General features: G+C 37.2%; 25 protein-coding genes and 1 riboswitch. Of the genes, 21 read left to right on the forward strand and 4 right to left on the reverse strand.

Features of this window, described 5'->3' with window-relative positions; genetic code table 11:
* Nucleotides 1-3 precede the first annotated feature (3 nt).
* The 7 genes from LY60_RS09960 to LY60_RS18330 all read left to right on the forward strand — a co-directional run bounded on the left by LY60_RS09960 (nucleotide 4) and on the right by LY60_RS18330 (nucleotide 5,213).
* Nucleotides 4-639, forward strand: coding sequence for a precorrin-8X methylmutase (locus LY60_RS09960; RefSeq protein ID WP_145082994.1), 636 nt, complete (start codon nucleotides 4-6; stop codon nucleotides 637-639).
* Nucleotides 639-1,349, forward strand: a complete 711-nt coding sequence (cobI, locus tag LY60_RS09965; RefSeq protein WP_246145414.1) for a precorrin-2 C(20)-methyltransferase — start codon at nucleotides 639-641, stop codon at nucleotides 1,347-1,349. Before LY60_RS09960 ends, cobI begins: the two co-directional genes overlap by 1 nt.
* Nucleotides 1,350-2,063, forward strand: coding sequence for a precorrin-3B C(17)-methyltransferase (cobJ, locus tag LY60_RS09970; protein ID WP_145082996.1), 714 nt, complete (start codon nucleotides 1,350-1,352; stop codon nucleotides 2,061-2,063). It abuts the gene before it with no gap.
* Between the two features lie 75 nt (nucleotides 2,064-2,138).
* The gene (locus tag LY60_RS09975; RefSeq protein WP_170226170.1) at nucleotides 2,139-3,191 is read left to right on the forward strand and encodes an ABC transporter substrate-binding protein; all 1,053 of its coding nucleotides are present in this window, start codon (nucleotides 2,139-2,141) and stop codon (nucleotides 3,189-3,191) included.
* Nucleotides 3,192-3,211: 20 nt separating this feature from the next.
* Entirely contained in the window at nucleotides 3,212-4,216 is a 1,005-nt protein-coding gene (locus tag LY60_RS09980; RefSeq protein ID WP_145083000.1) for a FecCD family ABC transporter permease, read from the forward strand.
* A 1-nt stretch (nucleotide 4,217) separates the two neighbouring features.
* Nucleotides 4,218-5,000, forward strand: coding sequence for an ABC transporter ATP-binding protein (locus LY60_RS09985; protein WP_145083002.1), 783 nt, complete (start codon nucleotides 4,218-4,220; stop codon nucleotides 4,998-5,000).
* A gap of 84 nt (nucleotides 5,001-5,084) precedes the next feature.
* The gene (locus LY60_RS18330) at nucleotides 5,085-5,213 is read left to right on the forward strand and encodes a hypothetical protein (protein WP_281291837.1); all 129 of its coding nucleotides are present in this window, start codon (nucleotides 5,085-5,087) and stop codon (nucleotides 5,211-5,213) included.
* Between the two features lie 31 nt (nucleotides 5,214-5,244).
* On the opposite strand, the gene nrdG is transcribed toward LY60_RS18330, so the two are convergent.
* From nrdG to trkA, 4 genes are all read right to left on the reverse strand, one after another.
* Entirely contained in the window at nucleotides 5,245-5,757 is a 513-nt protein-coding gene (gene nrdG / locus LY60_RS09990; protein ID WP_246145415.1) for an anaerobic ribonucleoside-triphosphate reductase activating protein, read from the reverse strand.
* Nucleotides 5,751-7,955: an anaerobic ribonucleoside triphosphate reductase gene (locus LY60_RS09995; RefSeq protein ID WP_145083004.1), complete on the reverse strand. Its 2,205-nt coding sequence runs from the start codon at nucleotides 7,953-7,955 to the stop codon at nucleotides 5,751-5,753. The genes nrdG and LY60_RS09995 overlap by 7 nt, the downstream gene beginning before the upstream one ends.
* Nucleotides 7,956-8,159: 204 nt before the next feature.
* A riboswitch (cobalamin riboswitch) is annotated at nucleotides 8,160-8,332 on the reverse strand.
* Between the two features lie 53 nt (nucleotides 8,333-8,385).
* Complete coding sequence (locus tag LY60_RS10000; protein ID WP_145083006.1) at nucleotides 8,386-9,831, reverse strand: TrkH family potassium uptake protein; 1,446 nt, start codon at nucleotides 9,829-9,831, stop codon at nucleotides 8,386-8,388.
* A 13-nt stretch (nucleotides 9,832-9,844) separates the two neighbouring features.
* Complete coding sequence (gene trkA, locus LY60_RS10005) at nucleotides 9,845-11,203, reverse strand: Trk system potassium transporter TrkA (protein WP_145083007.1); 1,359 nt, start codon at nucleotides 11,201-11,203, stop codon at nucleotides 9,845-9,847.
* 366 nt (nucleotides 11,204-11,569) lie between these two features.
* Here trkA and LY60_RS10010 point away from each other — a divergent pair, with 366 nt between their 5' ends.
* From LY60_RS10010 to LY60_RS10075, 14 genes are all read left to right on the forward strand, one after another.
* Nucleotides 11,570-11,875 carry a (2Fe-2S)-binding protein gene (locus LY60_RS10010; protein ID WP_145083009.1) on the forward strand — a complete coding sequence of 102 codons (306 nt, stop codon included), beginning with the start codon at nucleotides 11,570-11,572 and terminating at the stop codon, nucleotides 11,873-11,875.
* On the forward strand, nucleotides 11,872-12,972 hold the full coding sequence (locus tag LY60_RS10015; protein WP_145083011.1) for an NAD(P)/FAD-dependent oxidoreductase: 1,101 nt from the start codon (nucleotides 11,872-11,874) through the stop codon (nucleotides 12,970-12,972). Before LY60_RS10010 ends, LY60_RS10015 begins: the two co-directional genes overlap by 4 nt.
* Complete coding sequence (locus LY60_RS10020; RefSeq protein ID WP_145083013.1) at nucleotides 12,965-13,456, forward strand: 4Fe-4S dicluster domain-containing protein; 492 nt, start codon at nucleotides 12,965-12,967, stop codon at nucleotides 13,454-13,456. Before LY60_RS10015 ends, LY60_RS10020 begins: the two co-directional genes overlap by 8 nt.
* On the forward strand, nucleotides 13,456-13,728 hold the full coding sequence (locus LY60_RS10025; RefSeq protein ID WP_145083015.1) for a (2Fe-2S)-binding protein: 273 nt from the start codon (nucleotides 13,456-13,458) through the stop codon (nucleotides 13,726-13,728). Before LY60_RS10020 ends, LY60_RS10025 begins: the two co-directional genes overlap by 1 nt.
* Entirely contained in the window at nucleotides 13,725-14,873 is a 1,149-nt protein-coding gene (locus LY60_RS10030) for an NAD(P)/FAD-dependent oxidoreductase (protein WP_145083017.1), read from the forward strand. Before LY60_RS10025 ends, LY60_RS10030 begins: the two co-directional genes overlap by 4 nt.
* A 90-nt stretch (nucleotides 14,874-14,963) precedes the next feature.
* A complete protein-coding gene (locus tag LY60_RS10035; RefSeq protein WP_212633476.1) occupies nucleotides 14,964-16,058 on the forward strand; it encodes a M24 family metallopeptidase in 1,095 nt (364 codons plus the stop codon).
* A gap of 48 nt (nucleotides 16,059-16,106) precedes the next feature.
* Nucleotides 16,107-18,173: a sigma-54 interaction domain-containing protein gene (locus tag LY60_RS10040; RefSeq protein ID WP_145083021.1), complete on the forward strand. Its 2,067-nt coding sequence runs from the start codon at nucleotides 16,107-16,109 to the stop codon at nucleotides 18,171-18,173.
* A gap of 83 nt (nucleotides 18,174-18,256) precedes the next feature.
* Entirely contained in the window at nucleotides 18,257-19,285 is a 1,029-nt protein-coding gene (locus LY60_RS10045) for a dipeptidase (RefSeq protein WP_246145416.1), read from the forward strand.
* A 169-nt stretch (nucleotides 19,286-19,454) separates the two neighbouring features.
* The gene (lepB, locus tag LY60_RS10050) at nucleotides 19,455-19,964 is read left to right on the forward strand and encodes a signal peptidase I (protein WP_145083023.1); all 510 of its coding nucleotides are present in this window, start codon (nucleotides 19,455-19,457) and stop codon (nucleotides 19,962-19,964) included.
* 107 nt (nucleotides 19,965-20,071) lie between these two features.
* Complete coding sequence (locus tag LY60_RS10055) at nucleotides 20,072-21,508, forward strand: aminoacyl-histidine dipeptidase (RefSeq protein WP_145083024.1); 1,437 nt, start codon at nucleotides 20,072-20,074, stop codon at nucleotides 21,506-21,508.
* A gap of 363 nt (nucleotides 21,509-21,871) precedes the next feature.
* On the forward strand, nucleotides 21,872-22,789 hold the full coding sequence (locus LY60_RS10060) for an ABC transporter permease (protein ID WP_019228017.1): 918 nt from the start codon (nucleotides 21,872-21,874) through the stop codon (nucleotides 22,787-22,789).
* A gap of 14 nt (nucleotides 22,790-22,803) precedes the next feature.
* On the forward strand, nucleotides 22,804-24,063 hold the full coding sequence (locus tag LY60_RS10065; protein WP_145083025.1) for an ABC transporter permease: 1,260 nt from the start codon (nucleotides 22,804-22,806) through the stop codon (nucleotides 24,061-24,063).
* 15 nt (nucleotides 24,064-24,078) lie between these two features.
* Complete coding sequence (locus tag LY60_RS10070) at nucleotides 24,079-25,110, forward strand: ABC transporter ATP-binding protein (RefSeq protein ID WP_145083026.1); 1,032 nt, start codon at nucleotides 24,079-24,081, stop codon at nucleotides 25,108-25,110.
* On the forward strand, nucleotides 25,100-26,089 hold the full coding sequence (locus tag LY60_RS10075) for an ABC transporter ATP-binding protein (protein WP_145083027.1): 990 nt from the start codon (nucleotides 25,100-25,102) through the stop codon (nucleotides 26,087-26,089). The genes LY60_RS10070 and LY60_RS10075 overlap by 11 nt, the downstream gene beginning before the upstream one ends.
* Nucleotides 26,090-26,139: the final 50 nt, after the last annotated feature.

The following is a 26,139-nucleotide window of genomic DNA, read 5'->3' on the forward strand; positions in this document are numbered from 1 at the left end:
GCTATGATGAACAACATAAAATTTGTAGAACCTCAAAATATTGAAAAGCGAAGTTTTGAAATAATTCAGAATGAACTTGGTGATTTTAAGCTTGAAAGCGAAAAAGAACCCATAATAAAACGTGTCATACATACAACTGCTGATTTTGATTATGTGGACAACTTAATTTTTTCAGATAATGTCGTTAAAAATGCAAAAGCTGCATTAAAAAGTGGAGCAACAATAATAACAGACACAAACATGGCCTATTCTGGAATAAATAAAAAGGCAGCAGCTAAGTATGGAGTTGACATAAAATGCTTCATGGCAGATGAAGATGTTGCAAAGGAAGCAAGCGAGCGCGGAGAAACAAGGGCAACAGTATCAATGGAGAGGGCTTCAAAAATACAAGGACCACTCATATTTGCCATAGGCAATGCACCTACTGCACTCATAAAGCTTTATGAGCTCATATCAGAAGGAAAAATAAATCCTGAACTGGTTATTGGTGTTCCTGTGGGATTTGTGAATGTGGTTGAAGCAAAGGAACTCATAATGAGTGCTAATATTCCCTACATAGTTGCAAAGGGAAGAAAAGGAGGCAGCAATGTTGCTGCAGCCATAATAAACGCCCTCTTGTACAATGTGGAGGAAAATTAATGGAAAAAGGAATGTTTTACGGCATTGGTGTGGGAGTTGGCAGCATGGATGCTGTTACAAAAAAAGCTGCTGACATCCTTAATATTCTTGATGTTTTATATGTGCCTGCTGCAAAAAAGGATGAATCAGCAAGTATAGCCCATGAAATAATAAAAGGCTTAATAAACAGCGGCACTGTTGTAAAAAGCAGGCACTTTCCAATGAATTATAACTCGGAAAATTTACAAAAATCATGGCAGACAACTGCCGATGAAATTGAACAGGATGTAATTGAAGGAAAAAACGTAGGTTTTGTAACAATAGGAGACCCCATGGTTTACAGCACATACATTTACTTACTGAGAATTCTTAAACAAAAAATAAATATAACAACAATACCAGGTATAACTTCATTTCTGGACATTGCATCCAAAAATAATTTTCCTCTGGTTGAGGGAGATGACCCTTTAATAGTGCTGCCTGCCACAATGGATACAGAAAAGCTTAAATGCTACATCAAAAATGAAAGCTCGATTGTTCTCATGAAAGTCTACAGAAATTTTGATGCAGTAATTGACTTGATTTTAAATGAAAAGCTTGAACACTGTTCATTAGCTGTGAGCAATTCATCAAAGGAAGGCGAAAGGGTTTATAAGAGCATCAAAGATTTGAAAAAAGAAGATGTTTCATATTTTACAACAATATTGATTAACAAAAAATGGGAGATTTAAATGATATACGCTGTGGGAATAGGACCTGGAAGCACCAGAACAATGACATACGAAGCAATGTATGCAATTGAAAATTCAGATGTAGTAGTGGGATACAAAACATATATTGATTTAATAAAAGACATCATCAAGGACAAGGAAGTAGTATCAAACGGAATGAAGCAGGAAATTGAAAGGGTAAAAAAAGCCGTTGAAATAGCAAAGACAGGAAAGACGGTTGCAGTCATAAGTTCCGGTGATGCAGGCGTCTACGGCATGGCGGGACTAGTGCTTGAGCTTGCTGAACATGAAGATGTTAAAATAATAAGCGGCGTGACAGCTTCAACTGCTGCAGCAGCAGTTCTGGGAGCTCCCCTTATGCATGATTACTGCCACATAAGTTTAAGCGACCTTTTAACTCCACTTGATTTAATTTATAAAAGAGTTGAGCTGGCTGCACAGGGTGATTTTGTAATGTGTATCTACAATCCAAGAAGCAACGGCCGCCCTGATTACCTTAAGAATGCCTTTGAAATAATAAAAAAATACAAGCATATTTCAACTCCTGTAGGAATTGTAAAAAATGCCGAAAGAGAAAACCAAAAGTCAGTTGTATGCACTCTGGGCACAATTGATTATGACGATATTGACATGTTAAGCATTGTAATTGTTGGAAACAGTTCCACATACATAAAAAACAATAAAATTATCACAAGAAGAGGTTATAAATTATAAAACAATAGTGATTACAGGTGTTAGGAAAGCGGTGAAAACCCGCTGCAGCCCCCGCTATTGTAAATGGAGGAAAAAATGAAAAAAACAAAATTATTATCATTAATCTTGTCCGCAGCATTAGTTTTAGCTATGGCTGGATGCAGCAAAAATGAAAAGGTGGCTGTGCCAGAATCAAATAATGCTTCAGCGCAAAACACAGAAGTTAAAAATGAAGAAACAAAAAAGGATTCAGAAGAAATTGTTTTAAAGTACGATGTTACAGTGGGGCAGAATGATGTAACATTTACAGATGCAACCGGGGAAAGAGTAACAATTGAAAAGAAACCTCAAAGAGTTGTGTGCCTGTACAATTCATATCTTGACATATGGGACAGCTGCGGAGGAACAGTTATAGGAAGAGTGGAGGAGTCAGAAGAAAAGCCTGTGGAAAATGCAAAGTCTGCTGAATCCGTAGGAACTGCCAGCGACCCCAGCCTTGAAAAAATAATTTCACTTAAACCGGACCTTGTTATTATGACTACAGCTTACAAGGTACAAAAAGAAATGGTTTCAACATTAAAGCAAAACAATATTCCTGTAATTGCACTGGATAACGACTATAAAAATGATTATTATGAAACAGTGAAGCTTTTTACAGCCGTAACAGACAGAGAAGACCTCTATGAAACTCAGGCAGAAGAAGTTAAAAACAACATTGATGAAATAATTGCAAAAGCCCCTGCAGATAAAAATTACAGCGTTCTTATATTGTTTGCTTCTGCAAAAAGCTTGTCGGTGAGGGATTCAAACTCAATGGTTGGTGAAATGCTCAAGGACTTGAACACAGTGAATATTTCTGATACGGAAATGGAAACATCCGATTCAAAAACATTCAGCATGGAGAAAATCCTGGAGGAAGATCCGGATTTCATATTTGTGTTGACCATGGGAACAGACATTGAAAAAGTCAAAGAAAGATTAAAAAGTGATGCTGAGGACAATCCTGCATGGGCATCTCTTACAGCTGTTAAGGAAGGTAATTACCACATACTGCCAAAGAATTTATACATGTACAAGCCAAACAACAATTATGATGAAGCTTATGAAAATCTGGCAAAAATTTTATACCCGGAAGTATTTAGCAAATAGAAGACAACATGAGGAGAGCTATGGACAGCAAAAACATGAAGATTGAAAAAATTAAGAAGAAATCTATATTGTTGATTTTCATCTTTCTTTCTGCAGCAGGTTTTTTAATAAGCATTGGAAACGGAGCTGTTAAAATACAATCAGGCGAAATATTGAGTTCACTATTATTTAGACAAGATACAGTAAACTCTCAAATAATATGGAATGTCAGACTGCCAAGAACAATAGCAGCATCTCTGACAGGAACATGTCTAGCGCTCTCCGGTTCGATTTTGCAGGGTGTTATGAGAAATCCCCTGGCTTCTCCAAATATCATAGGAGTGTCATCAGGGGCAGGGCTCATGACATTGGTTGTACTCATACTTTTTCCGGAGTTTTATTTTCTTGCACCACTGGGTGCATTTGCAGGAGCTTTACTTGCTACCATGTTTATTTATTTTCTGGCATGGAAAGATGGATCGGGCCCTAACAGGATCATACTTGCAGGAGTTGCGGTTTCTTCTCTTCTTGGAGCAGGAAACAACGCAATAATGACTTTTTATCCTGATAAGGTGTCAGGCATAATAGGGTTCATGGTTGGAGGCCTTTCAGCCACAAACTGGAATGATGTTTTTACAATCCTACCTTATGCTTTTGCAGGAGTAATAATGGTTTTATTAATACAAAACAAGCTCAACATATTGATGCTTGGAGACGAGGTTGCAACAGGACTTGGGATTAATGTTGAAAGAACACGTTTCTTTTTTATAATAATATCTTCTCTCTTAGCAGGTGCAGCGGTCAGTGTTGTGGGACTGCTTGGGTTCGTGGGACTCATAGTTCCTCACATGACCAGACTTTTCATAGGATCTGATTACAGATACCTGATGCCGGCAACAATTTTTACCGGTTCCTTTGTGGTTGTCATATGTGACACGCTGGCAAGAACAATGTTTGCTCCTGTTGAGATACCCGTGGGAATCATCATGTCTGCACTTGGAGCACCATTTTTTTTGTATTTGCTGAGAAGAAAGGCAGAATATTAATATGAATTTAGAAGTTGATAAGCTTAATGTAAGTTATGGTGAAAAGGAAGTCCTTAAAAATATAAGCTTTATGGTAAATAAAGGCGAAATTTTAACCATTATTGGACCAAACGGCTCGGGGAAAACCACATTGATAAAGGCTGCAAGCAGATGTCTTAAACCAACATGCGGTAACATTTATATCGGCGGCATGGACATAGATGAAATGAACACAAGGACAATAGCACAAAAGCTTGCGGTTCTCCCTCAGGTTAAAAATGTATCCAGTGATGTTTCAGTAGAAGAGCTTGTTTCTTACGGAAGATATCCTCATCTGAAATTCGGAAAAAAACTCTGCAGGGAAGACAAGGAAATTGTGGACTGGGCATTGGAAAAAACCGGAATGAAGGATCTCAGAAAAAGATATGCTGTTTCACTTTCAGGAGGAGAGAGGCAAAGGGCGTGGATAGCCATGACATTGGCCCAGAAGTCAAAAATTTTAATTCTTGACGAACCTACAACATTTCTTGATATATCCTACCAACTTGAAGTTCTTGAGCTTGTGAAGGAATTAAACCAGTCTCTGGGGCTTACTGTAATTATGGTTCTTCATGATTTAAACCAGGCAGCCAGATATTCCGATAAAATTCTTGTTATGAACAATGGGAGGGTTTGTTGTATGGGTCGTCCTGAAGATGTGGTGAACACATGTCTTTTAAATGACATTTTCAAAATAGATGCTGACATATATGATGACAAAGTTAACAACTGCCTTTTCCTAATACCTAGAAACACAATTTCTTAAAAATAAAAAAATTGATTAACAATGCTCCTTTACAAAGTATGAAATTATAAAAATTTATAATACTATAAAAAAGGAGGTTGAAATATGAACCAGAAATTAGCAAATTTATCATCAGAACAAGAAGAAAAATTAAAAAAGATTGAATCTGAACTGGGCTGTGTCTTAATAGCCTATGAAAATAAATCTCAGTCCATGGAAACTAATTTTCATTAGAAAATAAAAAATACGCCAAAGGGCGTATTTTTTAGAACAAATCGAAACTATCCTGCCACAATATAATGTTGTTCGCTTCAAAAGATTTTTTTAAATCTATAATTCTTTGATTTGAGGAACCCTTAAACCTTAAGTTGTTTTGAAAATAATTTATGTCAAAGGGACCATCTACTAATACATCACAAAATTTCAGAAGGTTCATATACATTTCATTACAAATTATTTCTTCGTATGTGTGGCCGGAATAAATCCATATATTTTTATTAGTGCAGGATTTGATTTTTTCGGCAAGCATAGAAAGAGCTGTTGCCTGAAGCATTGGTTCTCCGCCTATAAATGTTATGTCTGTAAAATAAGGCGTTATTTTATTATAGACTTCATCTATGCTCATTTCCTGGCCTGATTGTATGTCCCAGTAATTTTTGTTGTGGCAGTCAGGACACCTAATGTCGCAGCCGCTTACATAAAGACTTGTTCTGAATCCTTCACCGTCCACTATTGTGTTTTCTGTAATGCCGGCAACATAAATTGAATTTTCTAGCAACTGTGTTTCACCCTGTCTTTCAGTTCTGCCTTTTTAGCTGCATTCCAGCTGTCGGTACCTCCAACCAGGTATCCTGTTATACGCTGTATGGTGTCTATGCTTGTTCCTTTGCACTCAGGACACTCTGTAAGATTTTCTGAGGCATCTTCATACCCGCAGTCCATGCATCGGTTTCTTGTATGATTTACGGAGCCGTAGCCTATGTTGTACTTGTCCATCAAATCAACTGTCTGCATTACTGATGCAGGATTGTGGGTTGCATCTCCGTCAAGTTCCACATAAAATATGTGGCCGCCCTTTTCATATTCATGGTAAGGAGCTTCAATTCTTGCTTTGTGCTCAATTGAACACTTGTACCATACAGGAACGTGTGAACTGTTTGTATAATATTCCTTGTCTGTTATTGATGGTATTGAACCAAACTGTTTTCTGTCCTTTTTTATGAATCTTCCGCTTAAACCTTCTGCAGGAGTTGCAAGAAGACTGTAATTAAGGTCGTAATAATCTGATTTTTCCTTGATTTTGGAGTTCATGAACCTGATAATTTCAATTCCCAGCTCCTGAGATTTTTCGTCTTCGCCGTGATGATGTCCTGTTAATGAAATCAATGCCTCAGCAAGTCCTATGAAACCAATTCCCAACGTACCGTGCTTCAGAACACTTTCAATGCTCTCATCGGATTTAAGATTATTGCTTCCAACCCACATGCCGGACATTAGCATTGGAAACTGCTTTTTAACAGCAGTACACTGGAATACATACCTGTCATAAAGCTGGTCTGCAGCAGCATCTATACATTTTTGAAGAGATTTGAAAAATTCTTTTTTCTTTTCACTTGTATCTTCAATTTCGTGGCATTCAAGAGCAAGCTTCACCAGGTTTATTGTTGTGAATGACAGATTACCTCTTCCAATGGAAGTTTTTTCTCCATGTCTGTTTTCAAAAACTCTTGTTCTGCAGCCCATTGTAGCAACTTCTTTTTCAAATCTTCTTGGATCATTTATGTCCCAGCCTTCATGTATGTTGAATGAAGCATCAAGATTTAAAAAGTTAGGGAAAAATCTTTTTGCTGTAACCTTGCATGCATATTTGTATAAATCGTAATTTCTGTCGGAGGGGAGATAATTTACACCTGTTTTCTTTTTCCATATGTGAATTGGGAATATTGGTGTTTCTCCATTTCCAACGCCCTGGTACGTGGACTTCAACACTTCTCTTATAATGCATCTTCCTTCTGCACTTGTGTCTGTTCCGTAATTGATGGAACTGAACACAACCTGGTTGCCCCCACGTGAATGAATTGTGTTCATGTTGTGTATGAAAGCTTCCATGGACTGATGAATACGCTTCACACATGCATTTATTGCCTGTTGTTTGTATCTTTGATTCCCTGTGAGATTTGAAAGGGGAGTTTCTATATAATCTTCTATTTCAGCATCATAAAGTTCCTTTAAGTCCGTATCCAGAAGCTCTTCGATTTTTTTAACCTCTTCCTTGTACGTGAGTCTTACATATGGAGCAAGGTAAAAGTCAAATGCAGGAATAGATTGTCCGCCGTGCATTTCATTTTGTATTTGTTCCATGGAAATGCAGCCTATTATGGAAGCAGTTTCTATTCTCTTTGCCGGTCTGCTTGAGCCATGTCCAGCCCTGAAACCATTTTGAAGAATGTAATCAAGTGGGTGCTGCAGACATGTGAGAGATTTTGTTGGATAATAATCCTTGTCATGAACATGTATGTAGTTATTGTCTACAAAATATTTTGACTTTTCTGAAAGAAGACAGTCGTCGACAAATGGTTTTGAAGATTCGCTGGCAAACTTCATCATCATTCCGGCAGGAGTGTCTGCATTCATGTTTGCATTTTCTCTTGTTATGTCGTTTGGAACAGTGTTTACAATGTCCATGTAAATGTCATATTGTCTTCTGCCTCTTGCAATATTTCTTTTGTTTCTGTAAATTATATATTCTTTTGCAGCGTCTTGCCTTTTGCTGGACATGAGTTTTTTTTCAACCAAATCCTGTATTTGTTCAACGGAAGTTGTTTCGGTGGTGTTGTCTGCAATATCCTGTGCGATTTCCTTTGCAAGATATATATCCTGTCCTGCCATAGTGTGATTCATTGCTTTTAGAATTGCATCGGTAATTTTGCTCTTGTCAAATTCTATAAGCCTTCCGTCTCTTTTTATTACATTCATATTATTCCTCCTATAAAATGTTGCTGTAAATTAATGCTTTCTACATGATATACTTCGGCATAAATTAATAATTGTTAATAACCTGAAACCATGATACAGCTAACAATATTTTTAATATTTCATATGCCTGTTACATAAAAAAACTATGGTAATAAATTACCACAGTCCGAATTTACTGCTATTTATCACTTGTCCAATCTTCCGTTGGAGTGAATATTTTATGCAGGTCTTCTGGCTTGCACATGGCATTGCTTTCTCCTTCCCTTAACAGTGGCTATGAAAACAACTAAATGCGTACAGCGGCGGGACCGCGCAGGATTTTAACCTGCTTCCCTCTTAGCTGCCGATATGGCAGAACATAAAACTGTATTCAATTATAATGAGTCTAACATCAAAGAAATTATTTGTCAATGAAGTTAATTTTTTATCATCAGTGCTTTTTCCATATTGACGGAGAGAACAGTGTGATAACAGGCAGAACTTCAAGTCTTCCAATTATCATACACGCTGTCATTGTAATTTTACTAAGATCAGAAAACTCCGAAAAATTTCCCATAGGCCCTACTACTTCAAGACCTGGACCGATGTTGCTTATTGTTGCTAGCACTGCAGAAAAAGTTGTAGTGAAATCAAAATTGTCCAGAGAAACAATGATTATTGCTGAAATCATGACTGCAACATACGAGAAAAAAAATATCATTATGCTTTTCAAATTGTCATTGTCCAGAGATTTGCCGTCAATTTTAACTGTCTGGACTGAATTTGGATGGACAGTATGCCTAATTTCATAAGCAACAGATTTAATGAGCACAAGAATTCTGATGAATTTCACACCTCCTCCTGTTGAACCTGCACATGCGCCGAAGAACATGAGCATCAGGAGAATTGACTTTGAAAACATAGGCCAGAGATTGAAATCTGCAGTAGCATATCCTGTGGTTGTAACAACTGTAGAAACCTGAAATGCAGAATGTCTCAATGCTTCTATAACGGAATAGTTGTAAAGAGGCAATATGTTGATGCAAATCAATATGGCTGCAGCAAGTACTGTTATTCCGTAAAATCTGAACTCTTCATTCTTGAGGGCATTTTTCCACTCACCTTTTATTATAAGAAAGTAAAGAGCGAAGTTTGCTCCGAACAAGAACATGAATACTGCAATTATCCATTCTATCCAAGGATTGTTATAATAACCCACGCTCAGTGCCTTTGATGAAAATCCGCCTGTGCCTGCAGTACCAAAAGCATGAATCAAAGAGTCAAATACAGGCATACCTGCAATTATTAAAAACACTATTAGAATCAATGTCATGGCTCCATAAATGACGTAAAGAATCTTTGCTGTTTCAGAAATCTTTGGAACCAGTTTTCCAAATGACGGCCCAGGACTTTCAGCTCTGGCTAAAAAAACAGAACGTGCTCCCATTGAAGGAACTAAAGCCATAGTAAAAACAAGAACACCCATTCCTCCGATCCAGTGAGTGAAGCTTCTCCAGAAAAGTAAACCTCTGGGGAAACTTTCAATGTCAGTCACAATGCTTGATCCTGTTGTTGTAAATCCGGATGCAGTTTCAAACACCGCATCAACATAGCTTGGTATTGCTCCGCTTAAATAAAAAGGAAGTGCTCCAAGTAAGGACATTGCAAGCCAACAAATTGCAACAGAAGCATAACCCTCACGTTTTCTCAGTTGAGAATCGTTTGTGTTTGTATTTTTTAATATTAAACCGATAACTCCTATTAATACAATTGAGAATATGAATGCTTTTATTTCATATGTGTTATCAATTATTGAAATTATAAGTGAAGGAAACATAAGTAATGATTCCCAGAACAATACTGTACCTAATATTTTAAGTACAACTTTTATATTCATTTATTGCCTCCGACTAGTCTTCGAGTATCTCGCTAAGGTCTGAAATAAAGCCTGTCTTAGTTACGACTATAACCTTATCTCCTTCTTTGATATAATCATTTCCATATGGAATAATAATTTTTTTATTTCGCACAATGGCTGATATGAGGACGTCTTTTTTAAGTTTTAAATCCTTCAGCTTTATATTTAAAAGATTTGCAGAACTGCTTGCTGTAAATTCTGCAACCTCAGCTTCATCGTCAAGTATTTTGTAAAGTTTTTCAACTGCACTGCCCTGAGAGTTGTCCAAGGCACGCACATATCTTAAAATGTTGTTTGCCGTAGTGAATTTTGGGCTGACAATGCTGTCAAGACCAAGTTTTTTTACAATTGGGAAATAATTCTGACGGTTAATTTTTAAAACAACCTTGTTTACGCCGCATTGATGAGCGTACAGTGAGCTTATTAAATTTTCCTCGTCCCTGTCTGTTAAAGCAACAAAAGCATCGGCTGTCTGGATGTTTTCGTTGTCAAGAACTTCCTGATCAGTTCCGTCTCCGCATATAATCAATGTGTTTGACAATATTTCGTTCAATAAAATACAGCGGTTTTTATCAAGCTCTATAATTTTTACATTCATGCCGATTTCATTTAAAATCCAAGTGAGATATATGGCAATTCTGCTTCCGCCTATTATTGTTACGTTTTTTGCCTTGTGAGAACTTCTTCCCATGTATTTGAAGAAGTTTGATATGTCAGACCTTTCGCCCATTACATAAACCAAATCGTCAGTATTGAAAACAAAAGTTCCTTTTGGTATTATTATTTCACCGTTTCTTTTTACAGCACAAAAAAGAACCTTTGCAGGCAATTTCTTTGTTAAATCCATCAGTCTTGTGTCTATTAGCCTATCTGATTCTAAAACGCGGAATTCTACCATTTCCAGCATATTGTTGGCGAAAGTCTCGACGTTTGTTGCCAGAGTAAACTGCAGCATTCGTGCTATTTCATCGGCTGCATCCATTTCAGGATTTATTACCATATCAAGTTCCAGTTCTTGCTTAAGCATTTTATATTCATTGGAGTAATCTGTGTTTCTGATGCGGGCAACAGTGTGCTTAGCACCCAGCTTTTTTCCTATGACACAGCATACCATATTTAGTTCATCGCCGTCAGTAACTGCAATTAACAAATCAGCTTCTGCAACATTTGCTTCTTTTAAAATTTCGACACTTGCTCCGTTTCCCTTTATACACATGACATCAAGAGTGTCATCAGCGTGTGAGAGAACGTCTGCATCGCTGTCCACAAGCGTTATATCATGATCTTCTGTGGATAGTTGTTGTGCTAAAGTGTAGCCTACTTTACCGCTGCCGACGATAATTATTTTCATAACTTCCTCCTATACAATATGTAAATATTGTATTAAATATTATACCTTGTAAAAAGGTATTATAACACAAAATAGAGAATTTGCAAGTCATTTGCACTTATATGTCGTATAAGAAATTAACAAACGTAATATAATCTGGAAATTTTCAATTAAACAAATAGCATACACCCAGTAATCAGCACGCATAGAGTTATAATCATATCTATGTGTCAGATATTTGACGTAGTGTCAGTATTTGGACAAATTCTTATTAAACTTCACATAATAATTCATTGAAAATTACATTAAGAAAATATTTTCCATAATGGCACGCAAATTGCTTGCAGTATTACAGGAATTATAAAATAATATGTGGGAGATATAAATATGAGAATTGAACAGCATCCTATTCTCCAATTTCAAAAGGGAAAGAAATTGAAGTTTACATTCAACGGCGAGGAAGTTGAAGGATTTGAAGGAGAGACAATAGCTGCAGCACTTCACGCAGCAGGTGTTAGAGTTCTTGGAAGAAGTTTGTTTTTGCACAGACCAAGAGGCTTTTACTGTGCCATAGGAAACTGCTCCTCATGTTTTATGACTGTCAACGGAAAAGCAAATGTAAAAACATGCGTGACAGATCTTGAGGAAGGAATGGTTGTAGAAACTCAGGAAGGCAAGGGTGTGATAATATGAAACAAGCTGAATTATTGATAATAGGCGGAGGACCGGCAGGTCTGTGTGCTGCAATCAGTGCAGCATCATGCGGAGCCAATGTTCTTGTGGCTGAAAGAAACAAAAATCTCGGAGGGCAGCTGGTTAAGCAAACTCATATGTTTTTCGGCTCGGAAAAACAATATGCTTCAACAAGAGGAATTGACATAACCGGAATTTTGCTAAATGAACTGAACAAGTACAAGGAAAATGTGGAAATTATGACAGACACCACAATTGTGGGGATGTTTGAAGACGGTGTTGTAACAGCGTTGCACAAAGAAGACAATTATTTTAAAATTAAACCAGATGCAGTTGTTGTTGCAACCGGTGCTTTTGAAAAGGCTCTTGCATTTCCAAACAACGACCTTCCAGGAATTTACGGAGCCGGTGCAGTGCAGACTCTCATGAATGTGTACGGTGTTAAGCCAGGCAACAAAGTTCTCATGGTGGGAGCGGGAAACATAGGTCTTATTGTGAGCTACCAGCTCATGCAGGCCGGAGTTGAAGTAGCTGCAATACTTGATGCTGCGCCGAGAATAGGAGGATATCTTGTTCATGCATCAAAAATCAGAAGAATGGGAGTTCCCATATTAACATCACACACTGTTAAGAGTGCAATAGGCAAAAAATTTCTGGAAAAGGCAATCGTGTGCCGGGTTGATGATAAATTTAATCAAATTGAAGGAACTGAAATAGAATTTGATGTTGATGTAATGTGTATTTCTGTTGGATTAACACCACTTAATGAACTGCTGTCCATGAGGGGATGCCAGATGAAGTATGTTCCTCAGTTAAGCGGAATGGTTCCTTTAAGAAATGAAAACTATGAAACAACAATAGAAAATGTGTTTGCAGCAGGAGACACAACCGGCGTTGAAGAAGCAAGTGCAGCAATGGTTGAAGGATATCTTGCAGGGCTTTGTGCTGCAGCAAAAATAGGCCATATGACAGATGATTTTGAAGAGAGAAAAAATGACTATATTAAGCAGCTAGAAAGTCTGCGCTCAGGACCTGTTGGAAAGCATATTTTGTCAGGTATAGAACAAATAGTAATAAAAGGAGAACAATATGTTTGAGAAAACCGGAATTCCAAGCGAAGAAATGATAAGGGAGAAATTTCCTCCCATTGAAAGAATAAATAAAGGCCCTGTGGCCGTAGTTGAATGCTACAAGGAAATACCATGCAATCCCTGTGAAACAGCATGCAGGTTCAGTGCAATAACTATAGGCGAAGACATAAACAACATTCCTGTTTTAAATGAAGATAATTGCACAGGATGCGCCATATGCCTGAGCAAATGTCCGGGTCTTGCCATAATGGTTGTAGATGGTTCAAAATCTGACACTACAGTACAGGTGAAACTTCCTTATGAATTTTTGCCTCTTCCTTCAGCAGGAGAAACTGTTAAGGGACTTGACAGAGAAGGCAAAATCATAGCCGACGTCAAGGTTTTACAGGTTCAAAATCCAAAATCTTTTGACAGGACTCCCGTTGTAACAATCGAAGCAGACAGAAGCATAATGTATAAAATAAGAAATATCAGGACGGAGGCAAAGTAATGGATGATAATACAATTATCTGCAGATGCTCGGATGTAACCCTTAAGGAAGTAAGAGAACTCATAAGTGAAGGCTACGTTACATTTGATGAAATAAAAAGAATAACGCGCATAGGCATGGGACCGTGTCAGGGAAAGACATGCGGTCAGCTTGTCATGAGGGAAATTGCCAATGCCACAGGACAAAATATTAAAGACGTTAAATTTCAGACAAACAGACCTCCTGTTGTGGGAGTCAAACTAGGACTCATTGCAGAGGAGGGAAGAAGATGAAAAACATTGCTGATGTTGTAATTATAGGCGGAGGAATATCAGGCTGCTCAACTGCTTACAATCTGGCAAAAAAAGGAGTCAAAAACATAGTTGTTATTGAAAAGAACTATATATGCAGCGGCTCCACAGGCAGGTGCGGTGCAGGGGTGAGAATGCAGTGGGGAACAGAAATGAACTGCAAAATCGCAAAACAAAGCATAGAGTTTTACGAGCATGCCAATGAAATACTTGAATACGACAGAGATGTTGATTTCAAGCAAAGCGGATACCTTCTTATAGCAGATACTGACAAAGAAATAGAGCAGTTCAAAAAAAATATTGAAGTACAGCATGCATGCGGCATTCCTTCAAAAATGCTTTCACTGGAGGAAGCAAGAGAAATTGTTCCCTATCTTAACACAAGTATTTTAAAAGGAGCTGCGTTTTGCGAAAAAGACGGCTTCCTAAACCCATTCCACACTACAGATGCCTTTTACAAAGCAGCCAAAAGACTTGGTGTTGAATTCAACACATTTACTGAAGCAACGGGTATAAGGGTTGAAAAAGGAAGAGTTACAGGAGTTGAAACAAACAAGGGATTCATAGGGACAAACATAGTTGTCAATGCAGCAAATGCCTATTCAAAGAATCTCTGCAACATGGTCAATCTTGATATTCCTGTTTATTCTGAAAGGCATCAGATACTGGTTACAGAACCTGTGGAGCCCATGCAGGGACCAATGGTAATGGCATTCGGTCTTAATTTATATGTTCAGCAGTCTCCGGAAGGTTCATTCATAATGGGAAGAGGAGACGCCAATGAGCCAAGAGATTTGAGAATAACATCCAGCTGGCATTTCATAGAAGAAATGGCCAAGACAATTGACATGGTTCTTCCTCCTATTTCAAAACTAAGAGTTATCAGGCAGTGGGCAGGACTTTACAACATGACTCCTGACAAGCAGCCTATTTATGACAAGTCAGAGGAAGTTGAAGGGTTTTACATTGCTGTAGGGTTTAGCGGACACGGATTCATGTTTGGGCCAATAACCGGAATTGTAATGTCTGAAATGATACTTGGAGAAAAACCTACTATCGACGTGAGCATGCTTAATTTGAACCGCTTCAAAACAGGCAAACTTCTTCTGGAACCATCTGTAGTTTAACAAAAAATTTAATAAGATAGCGTACCTTGTTGCTTTTTAAGCAATGTAATACTATAATATTATTATGGAAAAATAAAAAGGGGATGCATGATGAGAAAAAAATACCTGGATAAACTTGTGGAAATACTCAATAAAAAAAATATGGATGCCATACTTATTGCTCCTTCAGAAGAAATGGAATTTATAATGGGGCACAACACACATTTGTGTGAAAGGTTTCAGGCATTGGTAATCAAAAACGACGGAACATATTTTTACATATGCAACTTGCTAACAGTTGACGAAGTTCAAGCTGTACTAGGTCCCGATATAAAAGTATACGGGTGGTTTGATGGAGATTTGTTTACAGACACTGTAAAAAAAGCATTTGAGGAAAATAACCTCATTGGAAAAACCATCGGAGTGAACTCAACTGAAAGAGCGTTCCTTATTCTTCAGATAATGGAAGCAGTTGACGTTAAGTTTGTAAACGGAAAGCCTCTTCTTGAAGAAATGAGAATGATTAAAGATGAGGAAGAACTGGAAAACTTAAGAACTGCAGCAAGAATAACGGATGAATCTTACATAGAGCTTTTGAAATTCATAAAGCCCGGCATCAAGGAAGCTGACATTGCAAGAAAAATGAATGAAATTTTCAAGGAAAAGGGTGCTGAGGAAGGATTCACAATGGTGTGCTCTGGACCTAACTCCTCATATCCTCACTACAACAGCGACCAGAGAGTTATTCAGGAAAAAGACGTTATTGTTCTTGATTGGGGCTGCAAGTACAAAGACATGTGCGCAGACATGTCAAGGACCGTGTTTGTGGGAGACATTACAGAAGAAGAAAGACAAGTTTACGAAATAGTCAGAGCATCTCAGGAAGCAGGTGAAAAGGCTGCTGTCAATGGAGCATACATTCCTGATGTTGACAGAGCTGCAAGAGAAATAATACAAAATTCAGGCTATGGAGATTATTTCTTCACAAGGCTTGGACATGGTATAGGATATTCCGTTCATGAAGCTCCGGACATAAAGAAGAGCAATGAAAGACAACTTGAAAAAGGCATGGTGTTCAGTATTGAGCCCGGCATTTATATGGCAGGAAAATTTGGTATGCGCATTGAAAACATAGTTGCTGTTACAGAAAATGGCAATGAAGTTTTAAATAAGGCTTCTAAAGAAATAATGATAATTAAAAATTGATAAAATTAGGCCTATGCCTAATTTTTTTCAGTTGAATATGGAGAATTTATGAAGAAGACATTGGCAATAGTAAGTTACAGCGTGGAATCCGTTAACTCCTATTACGAACAAATAATCAGCTTGTTTCAAGACAACATAATTGTTAATAAAATATGCATTGACGATTTGGACATGAAAAATACCATAGAGGCAGATGTTGTACTCGTGCCTTCTTTTGACATGTTCGAAAAAATAAAAAACAACATAAGCAAGGAAGCCGGGCTTATTTTTGCAGCAAGAACAATTTCTAAATCCGGAATGGACCTTATTAGAAATATTGAGCCGGGCACCGAGGTTGTTCTTATTGATGAAAGTCCTGAAATGGCTGAACAGATAATAACTGTGTTGTATCAGTTAGGAGTAAGGCATATTAAGCTTCAGTCCTACTGGAACATCGACAGGAACAATATGCATGACAAGACTGCAATAATTCTTGGGCAGACTGCATTTGTTCCTAAAGACGTGAAAAATATTGTCAACATAGGCAACAGTCTTCTTGATATAAACTCCATACTTGATTTGGGAGACAGGTTTGATTTGTTTCCTTTGCTTGACAAGCAGGACATCATAAGAACATATGAGGAAATAGAGCCATCAAATGTGGGACTTTTAAAAATTCTTGGACTGACAAACAGCAGAGAAAGCCAGCTAGAAATACTCCTTCAGTTCATTGATGCAGGTGTAATAGGAATCGGATTTGACGGAAATGTATTTTTGTACAATGAAAATGCCAAGAAAATAATCGGACTTGAGGACGAACAGGTTATAAACGAGGACGGAATAAAATTATTTGAACAAATCCCATTTGAACATGTGCTTAAAACCATGAAGTCTGAAGAAGAAAAGCTGGTGAAAATAAACGGATATGATGTTGTTGCCACGGTAAACCCAATCAGGCATTCAGGAAAGCTTTACGGAGCTGTTGCAATCATAAGAAAATATGTGGATATGGAAAAACAGGAACACATATTAAGACGTCAGCTCATAGGCCACGGTCACAATGCCAAGTACAATTTTGACGATATCATAGGAAAAAGCAATTTGATCAATGAATGCAAAAGTATTGCAAAAAGAATGTCTAAATCAGATTCATCAATACTTGTTACAGGAGAAACAGGAACAGGCAAAGAACTTTTTTCTCAGGCCATCCACAACAATTCAAAAAGAAAAAAGTATCAGTTTGTTGCGGTTAACTGCGGAGCATTTCCTGAAAATCTTCTTGAAAGCGAATTGTTCGGATATGAGGAAGGCGCTTTTACAGGAGCAAGAAAAGGAGGAAAGCCCGGACTGTTTGAGCTTGCTCACAAGGGAACATTGTTTCTTGACGAAATAACTGAAATGCCAATGAATCTTCAAGTGAAGCTATTAAGGGCGCTGCAGGAAAGGCAAATTGTAAGGATTGGCGGAGACAGACTCATTGATGTTGACATAAGAATAATTGCAGCCACAAACAAGGATATAAAAAAACTTGTGTCTAAAGGTGATTTCAGGCAGGATTTGTTTTACAGATTAAATGTTTTGCCTCTTAAAATTCCGCCTCTTAGGGATCGTAAAGAAGACATATTGTTTCTTGCCGAATACATAATTAAACGGTTTAAAAGCAATTTCTCCTTTACTGATGCTGCAAAAGAAATGCTTATAGAATATGACTGGAGCGGAAATGTAAGAGAGCTTAGAAACTGCATTGAATATCTTGTGAATCTTGAATTGGACACCATAGATTTAAAGGACCTTCCCTTTGATATGCACGACTATTTCAGAAACGAAGATGAAGGGCCCTTGCAGGATATAATGGTTGAGTTTTTAGAGACAGCAGGAAACAACATAAGAAAGTACATTTTTGTTCTGGATGAGCTGGAAAAGGGATATTTAAGCAACAAGAGGCTTGGAAGAAGAAGCATATCAGAAACGGCAAAGAAAAAAGGAGTATTCATAAGCGAGCAGGAAATAAGGACTATTCTCATAAATCTTGAAAAGTTTTCCATGGCTGAAATCTACAAAGGAAGAAGCGGCACGCTTATAACGGAAGCCGGAAGGCTGACTTTGAAGCATCTTACAATGAGTCAGAACCCATAGAGTTTTGACTGTTATGAAAATTAGCTTGTAAAATATTTTTAAACTATTTATAATGGAATTAATACTGGTAAAAGGAGAGGGAAATGGATTTTTATAAAACAGCGTTGAATTTGCATGAAAACAATGTAGTTGTTGATACCCACCTGGACCTGGCGGGGGAAATATACAACAGATATTTAGCCGGAGAAAAAGAAGTAATTAAAAATAGATACCTTGATAATTTTAAAAAGGGCGGATTTAATGTAATTGTTTCATCTTTGTACATAGATGATATGTTTTTACCAGAGTTAGGACTCAAGACTGCTCTGGGACAAATAAGTGCAATTATGGAAGATGTTGAATCATGCAAGGATGAAGTATTTTTAATCAAGAACAAAAATGACCTTCAAAGAGCAATCAAAGAAAACAAAATAGGAATTATGTTATCATTCGAAGGATTAGAACCAATTGGAAAAGATATTGGATTGTTAAGAGTTTTTTATGAACTTGGATTGAGGGCGGCAGGCCTTGTGTGGAGCAGAAGAAATTTTGTTGCTGACGGCTGCAGCTTCAACCCTGTGGAAGAAGGACAAAAGGGAGGACTCACAAAGTTTGGCGTTGAGGTTGTTCGTAAAATGGAAGAAATGAACATGCTGATTGACGTGAGCCACTTAAATGATGAAGGATTTTGGGATGTTGTTAAATTTACAAACAAGCCCTTTATAGCTTCTCATTCATGTGCAAGAAGTATTCACGGGAGAATGCGCAATCTGACAGATGAACAAATTAAAGTTATTGCTGAAAGAAACGGTGTAATAGGGATTAATGCATATAAAAATATTGCAGGAGTAAAGGAAGGCGAAGATCCTATTAAAAAGCTTGCTGACCACATAGAATACATGGTTGACCTTGTTGGACCAAGACACGTGGGTTATGGATTTGACCTGTGCAACAGCTATTATGACAGCGAACTGAAGTTCAAATTTGAACCTCACAACAGTGACAGCCTCAATTCTCACAAGGATGCTGTTCTGCTTACAGAAGAGCTGTTGAAAAGAGGAATGTCAACAGAAGATGCTAAACTTGTAATAGGCGGTAACTTTTTAAGAATTTTTAATGACATACTTCAGTAAAAACGTTGAATGAAAAGATATTCTTTCGGCTTGAATTTACGGAATTATTGCATTAAAGTAAGCTTCAGTACATATTTCTTCGCATAAATCGAAAATATTTAGTCGGAAAAATATAAAATTAATTTCAATTTGCAGCAGTAATATAGTATTAAGAAAGGTAAAAATAAAAATGAAGTATTTTATTAAAGAGTGGGTTGTGCCGATTGCAATTGCTCTGGTTATTGTGTTATTTCTGAATAAATTCATATTCATATTGGTTACAGTGCCCACCGGTTCTATGGAAGATACCATAATACCCGGTGACAGGCTTTATGTTAATGAACTGTTTGATGTTAAAGATGCTGTACGGGGAGATATTCTTGTTTTCAAATCAGAAGAACTTGACAACAAGAGACTTGTTAAAAGACTTATAGGCCTTCCGGGAGACACAGTTGAAGTAACTTCAAACAGCGAAGTCTATGTAAACAATGAGAAAATTGATGAGCCATATGCAGTTAAATGGGAAGGTGAAGCTAAAACTTTCAAAGTGCCGGAAAATTCTTACTTCTTCCTGGGTGATAACAGACCTATTTCCTATGATGCAAGGTACTGGGAAAATCCATATATTGATGAAAGCAAGATAATAGGAAAAGTATTGTTCAGATTCTTCCCGTTCAACAGAGTGGGAAAAGTGGAATAAAGAAAATAATTAAGAGTTAAGAATTAAGAATTAGAGGAAGGAAATATTGGAGTTCCAATATTTCCAACTTTAATAATTCAATGAAATAAAAAAAATTGGAGGTATTTATGGAAAGAGTTTTAGAAGGTCTTGAACCTGAAAGAGTGTTTTATTATTTTGAAGAAATATCAATGATTCCCAGGGGTTCAGGAAATGAAAAACAAGTATCCGACTATCTTTTTAACTTGGCTAAAGGTAAGGGGTGGGAAGTAATTCAGGACAAAAATCTGAACATTATAATAAAAAAGCCAGCAACAAAAGGTTATGAAAATTCACCGGCAGTAATGCTTCAGGGTCATATGGACATGGTTTGTGAAAAAAATGAAAACGTTATCCATGATTTTGAAAAGGATCCGTTGAAACTTAGAATTATTGACGATCACATTTACGCCACAGAAACAACACTGGGAGCTGACAACGGAATTGCTGTAGCCATGTGTCTTGCTGTTCTTGAATCAGAAGAATTAAAACATCCTGCACTGGAAGTGCTCATAACAACCGATGAAGAAAAAGGTATGACAGGTGCCCATAATGTTGATGGCACATTGTTTAAAAGCAAGTATCTATTAAATCTTGACAGTGAAGAGGAAGGAGTTTTCACTGCAGGCTGTGCTGGTGGATGCGAAGTTGTGTTTAAAATACCTGTATCGCATCACAATGTAAAAAACAAGGCTTACAAACTAATGGTAAAGGGTCTTTTAGGTGGACATTCAGGGGTTGACGCTGATAAGGAAAGAGGTAATGCCAACAAAGTATTGGCAAGAGTACTTCGTGATTTGTTTGATTATGTGGAACTTGTAAGCATAGAAGGCGGATCAAAAACAAATGTCATACCAAGAGAATCATATGCAATCATAAATATAGAATATATTGATCAGGTAAAAAATATAATAGAATTGTGGAATAAAATTCTTAAGAACGAATATGCCTTTACTGATCCATCAGTTGAATTAGTATTGGAAGACATGGGTATAGAATCATATCCTCTTGAAAAAAATATCTTTAATAAAATAGTTTCAGCCATAAATCTTATTCCAACAGGCGTTTTGTCAAGAAGTACTGCAATAGATCTTGTAATAAGCTCCAACAATCTTGGGGTGGTTACTACAAAAGAAGATTACGTGTATCTTCACTGCCATGCAAGAAGTTCAGTGGAAACACTGCTCACACATGGATTTATCCCTGCAATGAAGCAGCTTGGAGAAGCGCTGTCTGTGGAATGCGAAACAGGTGCCATGTACCCTGGATGGGAATATGCAAAACAATCGAAAATAAGAGATATATGTGTAGAAACATATGAAGAAATGTTTGGAAAAGAACCTGTTGTAAGTGCAATACATGCAGGACTTGAATGCGGACTTCTCATTGGCAAAATACCAGGTCTTGATGCCATTTCCATGGGCCCTGACGCATGTGATGCTCACTCTCCAAACGAGCATGTAAGCATAAAATCAACTGGAAATATTTACAAATTACTGTGCAAGATATTAGAAAAAGTAAAATAAAATTGCAAATACCATTTGCTCAAATTTTTCGACAATTAATAATATTATGTATTTGATTGAGAAAAATTTGTAAAAAAAAGCAAGCCATGTTTTTACATTGATTACAAAAAATGCTTTATGAATGTAATAAACAAGCTTGTTTTTTTTAGTAAAACACACATAAAATGTATAAATAAACAATTGGATTTTGCTTTTAAAAACCAAAATATGCAGTGAATAACTGAAAATAAAAGCGTTATCCCAGTCAGGAAAAACGATTTCTTACATATTTAAACAAAACTGGCATATAAATAAATCTGTTGTAATTGTAAAATATTTATGATATAATTATTTAAACATTTTGTTAAGAGAGGAGAAAATAAAGTGGCAAAATATATAGTAAAAAGAATTATTTCAGCAATAATTACTATATGGTTTATCATGACTTTGACCTTTATTCTGATGAACAGCATCCCTGGGGATCCTATGTCCATGGGAAAGGCTTTGCAGCCAGAGGTTGAAGCAGCGGTTAAGGCTAAATATGGTTTAGACAAGCCTTTAATTGAACAATATTTAACTTATTTAAAAAATTATACTCATGGTGATTTTGGTGTTTCCTTCCAAAAGATAGGACTTACAACAAACAGGATTATTGCCGATGGGTTCCCGTATTCATTGAAAATAGGTGGATGGTCTTCGCTTTTCATAATAGTTGCGGGTATTGGTTCTGGGATAATATCTGCACTTAAGCAGAATAAGATTCCGGACAGAGTAATGATGATTGTTTCAACGCTGGGAGCGACAGTTCCAAGTTTCGTTTTTGCAACATTGTTCCTTTATGTGTTTAACAGAAAATTAGGGTGGGTTCCTTCTTTCGGAGCCGGCACATGGAAACATTATATAGGTCCTGTACTGTGCATTGGTATGTTTTCGCTTGCATACGTAACCAGACTTACAAGAACATCAGTTCTTGATGTATTGCAGCAGGATTATATTAGAACAGCAAGAGCAAAGGGTTTGTCTGAAGGCGTTGTTATTATAAAGCATGCACTTAGAAATGCATTGATACCGGTAGTTACTTACCTTGGACCTATGATTGCCAGCCTTATAACTGGTTCATTTGTTGTAGAGAAAGTATTTGGTATTGCAGGAATAGGATCATTGTTTACAACAAGCATAACTAACAGAGACTATACATTGATTATGGGTATTACTGTATTCTTTGGAATATTTATAGTAATAGCCACATTGATAGTGGACGTACTTTATGTGTTTATTGATCCGCGTATAAAATATGATTAGGAGGAATATAATAAATGGAAAATGTTAAAATGTCTCCTGACATGTGGACACCCCTGGAGAAGCATGAAAAAGATGCGGAGAAGGTTTCGAGACAAAGTCTTACTTTTTGGCAGGATGTAAAAAGAAGACTTAAAGAAAACAAAGTTGCAATGGTTTCATTGGTGGCAATTGTAATTGTCATACTGGCCTGCGTATTTGTTCCTATGTTTTATCCCATAACATTTGAAAGTCAAATACTGGATTTTGCAAACATCGGAATAATGATGGACATTTATGAAGTTGACGGCAGCTATTTTTATATGAACGGTGAGTATTACCTCATTGATGTTACATCAGACGGAACATTGCTAAAAAAGCATCCTCTGATAAAAGACGATACAACAAATAAACGATATATTTATGATTTCAACGGAAAGGAAGTAATAGTTGATTACAGCCCATACTTCAATGCAAAAGTTGAATACATGAATTTGGAAAAGAAAGCAAAAAAGGATTCTTCCATAGATCTTACGGAAGCAAAGTTCAATTTGGACAATGCAAAGAAGGTTGAGATCAAAGCAGGAGATCAAATATTAAACCCTGTTGACAGAGTTCATAACAAAACTTATATTTTAGGAACGGACAACCTTGGAAGAGACATGTTCATAAGAATTCTCCACGGAGGTCGTATTTCATTAATAGTAGGTTTCGTTGCAGCATTTGTAAACCTTATTATAGGAGTTTTATACGGCGGTATTGCAGGATATGTTGGAGGCAGGGCTGACAACATAATGATGCGTGTAGTCGATGTTATCAGTGCAATTCCAACACTTTTATATGTTATATTGCTCATGGTAGTTATGGGAAATGGTATGATGCCGATTATCATAGCACTGAGTATAACTTACTGGCTTTCTATGGCAAGATTGGTAAGAGGACAGGTTCTTGGTCTTAAGGAACAGGAATTTGTGCTTGCAGCACAGTCTTTAGGGGCTTCAACAAAAAGAATAATGTTAAGGCATCTAGTTCCTAACATGATGGGACCTATAATGGTTTCAGCTACAATGCAAATACCAAGTGCAATATTTACAGAAGCTTTCCTTAGCTTTGTTGGTTTGGGAGTTTCAGCTCCTCAGGCTTCTTGGGGTTCACTTTGTAACGATGCATTGCTGACATACATGACATACCCTTATCAGTTGTTCTTACCGGCACTTGCAATATCTATAACTATATTGGCATTTAATTTGTTCAGCGATGGTCTGAGAGATGCTCTTGACCCAAAACAAAGAAAGTAAAGTGAGGTGTAAAAAATGTCAGATAAATTATTAGAAGTTAAAGATTTAAGAACATCTTTTTTCACTCACTTAGGCGAAGTAAAAGCAATACGAGGCATAAGCTTTGATGTTGAAAAAGGTGAATCAATAGGAATAGTTGGCGAATCAGGAAGCGGAAAGAGCGTTACATCTCTTTCAATAATGAAGCTGCTTCTTTATCCAGGAAAAATCGTAGGCGGAGAAATTCTGTTTAACGGTGAAGATTTAGTTAACAAAACAAACAAAGACATGATGGCTATAAGAGGAAATGAAATAGCAATGATATTCCAGGACCCTATGACATCATTAAACCCGGTTTACACCATTGGTGATCAAATTGCTGAAGCAATTATAAAACACCAGAAGTTATCAAGAAAAGAAGCTCATGAAAGAGCGTTGGAAATGCTGAAACTAGTTAATATACCTGACCCTGAAAAGAGAATTCACAATTTCCCTCATGAATTTTCAGGCGGTATGAGACAAAGAGCCATGATAGCAATTGCATTGTCATGTCAGCCTCAGCTTTTGATTGCAGACGAGCCTACAACTGCGCTTGACGTAACAATTCAAGCTCAGATACTTGATCTTATGAAGAGTCTGAATGCAAAACTTGACACTTCCACAATGCTGATCACTCACGATTTGGGAGTTGTTGCTGATGTATGTTCAAGAGTAGTGGTTATGTACGGAGGTCTTATAATGGAAAAAGGCTCCATCAGAGACATTTACTACGAACCTAGACATCCGTATACAATGGGATTGTTAAAATCAATACCAAAAGTTGCTTCTGACGAAAAACAAAGGTTGATACCAATACCAGGAACTCCTCCGGATTTATTAAATCCTCCTACAGGATGTCCGTTCTATGCAAGGTGCGAATATGCAATGCGCATTTGCAATACACAACAGCCACCGTATTTCAAGTCAGAAGATGGAAAGCACGAATCTATGTGCTGGTTACTTCACCCTGATGCACCAATAAATGAAAAATATGAACTATTGAAGGGGGGAGTAAAAGTTGGAAAATAACAAAAATGAAATTTTGGTTGAAGTAAAGAACCTGAAAAAACATTTTTTCAAAAATAAAGGGATTATAAAGAAACACTATGAAATAACAAAAGCAGTTGACGATGTTTCATTCTACATCAAAAAAGGAGAAACATTGGGACTGGTTGGAGAATCAGGCTGCGGAAAGTCAACAACAGGAAGGACTGTATTGAGGCTTTATGAGCCAACAGCAGGACAAATTCTTTACAACGGCGTTGACATTGCAGGCATGAACAGAGAACAGCTCATGCCTTACAGAAAGAAAATGCAGATGATTTTCCAGGACCCGTATGCTTCTTTGAATGCCAGAATGACTGTTGCTGACATTATCGGAGAGCCTATGGACATTCACAACCTGGCTCACGGACATGAAAGACAAGAAAAAATATTTGAACTTCTGGACACTGTAGGACTTAACAAGGACCATGCTGCCCGTTATCCTCATGAGTTTTCAGGTGGACAAAGACAGCGTATAGGAATAGCAAGATCCCTGGCTGTTGACCCTGAATTCATTATATGTGATGAGCCTATATCAGCTCTTGACGTTTCCATTCAGGCACAGGTTGTAAACATGCTTGAAGATTTGCAGGAGCAAAGAGGTCTCACTTATTTGTTCATTGCACATGATTTGTCAATGGTTAAACACATTTCTGACAGAGTAGGCGTTATGTACCTTGGAAGTCTGGTTGAAGTTGCATCAAGCAAAGAATTGTACAGGAACCCTGTTCATCCTTATACTCAGGCGTTGTTGTCATCAATTCCTATACCTGATCCTGACATAGCAGAAGCTTCTAGGAGAATTGTGCTTGAAGGGGATGTTCCAAGCCCTGTAAATCCTCCTTCAGGATGCAAGTTCAGAACAAGATGCAAGTATGCAACAGAAAGATGTAAAGAAGAAGACCCGATTCTCAGAGATATTGGCGGCGAACATTTCGTTGCTTGCCATCTTCTGGATAAATAATTGATATTTAGCCCTTTCGGTAATGTGAAAAGAGTAACTCTTGACATATT

The sequence above is a fragment of the Sedimentibacter saalensis genome, assembly GCF_007830175.1.
Classification (GTDB): Bacteria; Bacillota; Clostridia; order Tissierellales; family Sedimentibacteraceae; genus Sedimentibacter; species Sedimentibacter saalensis.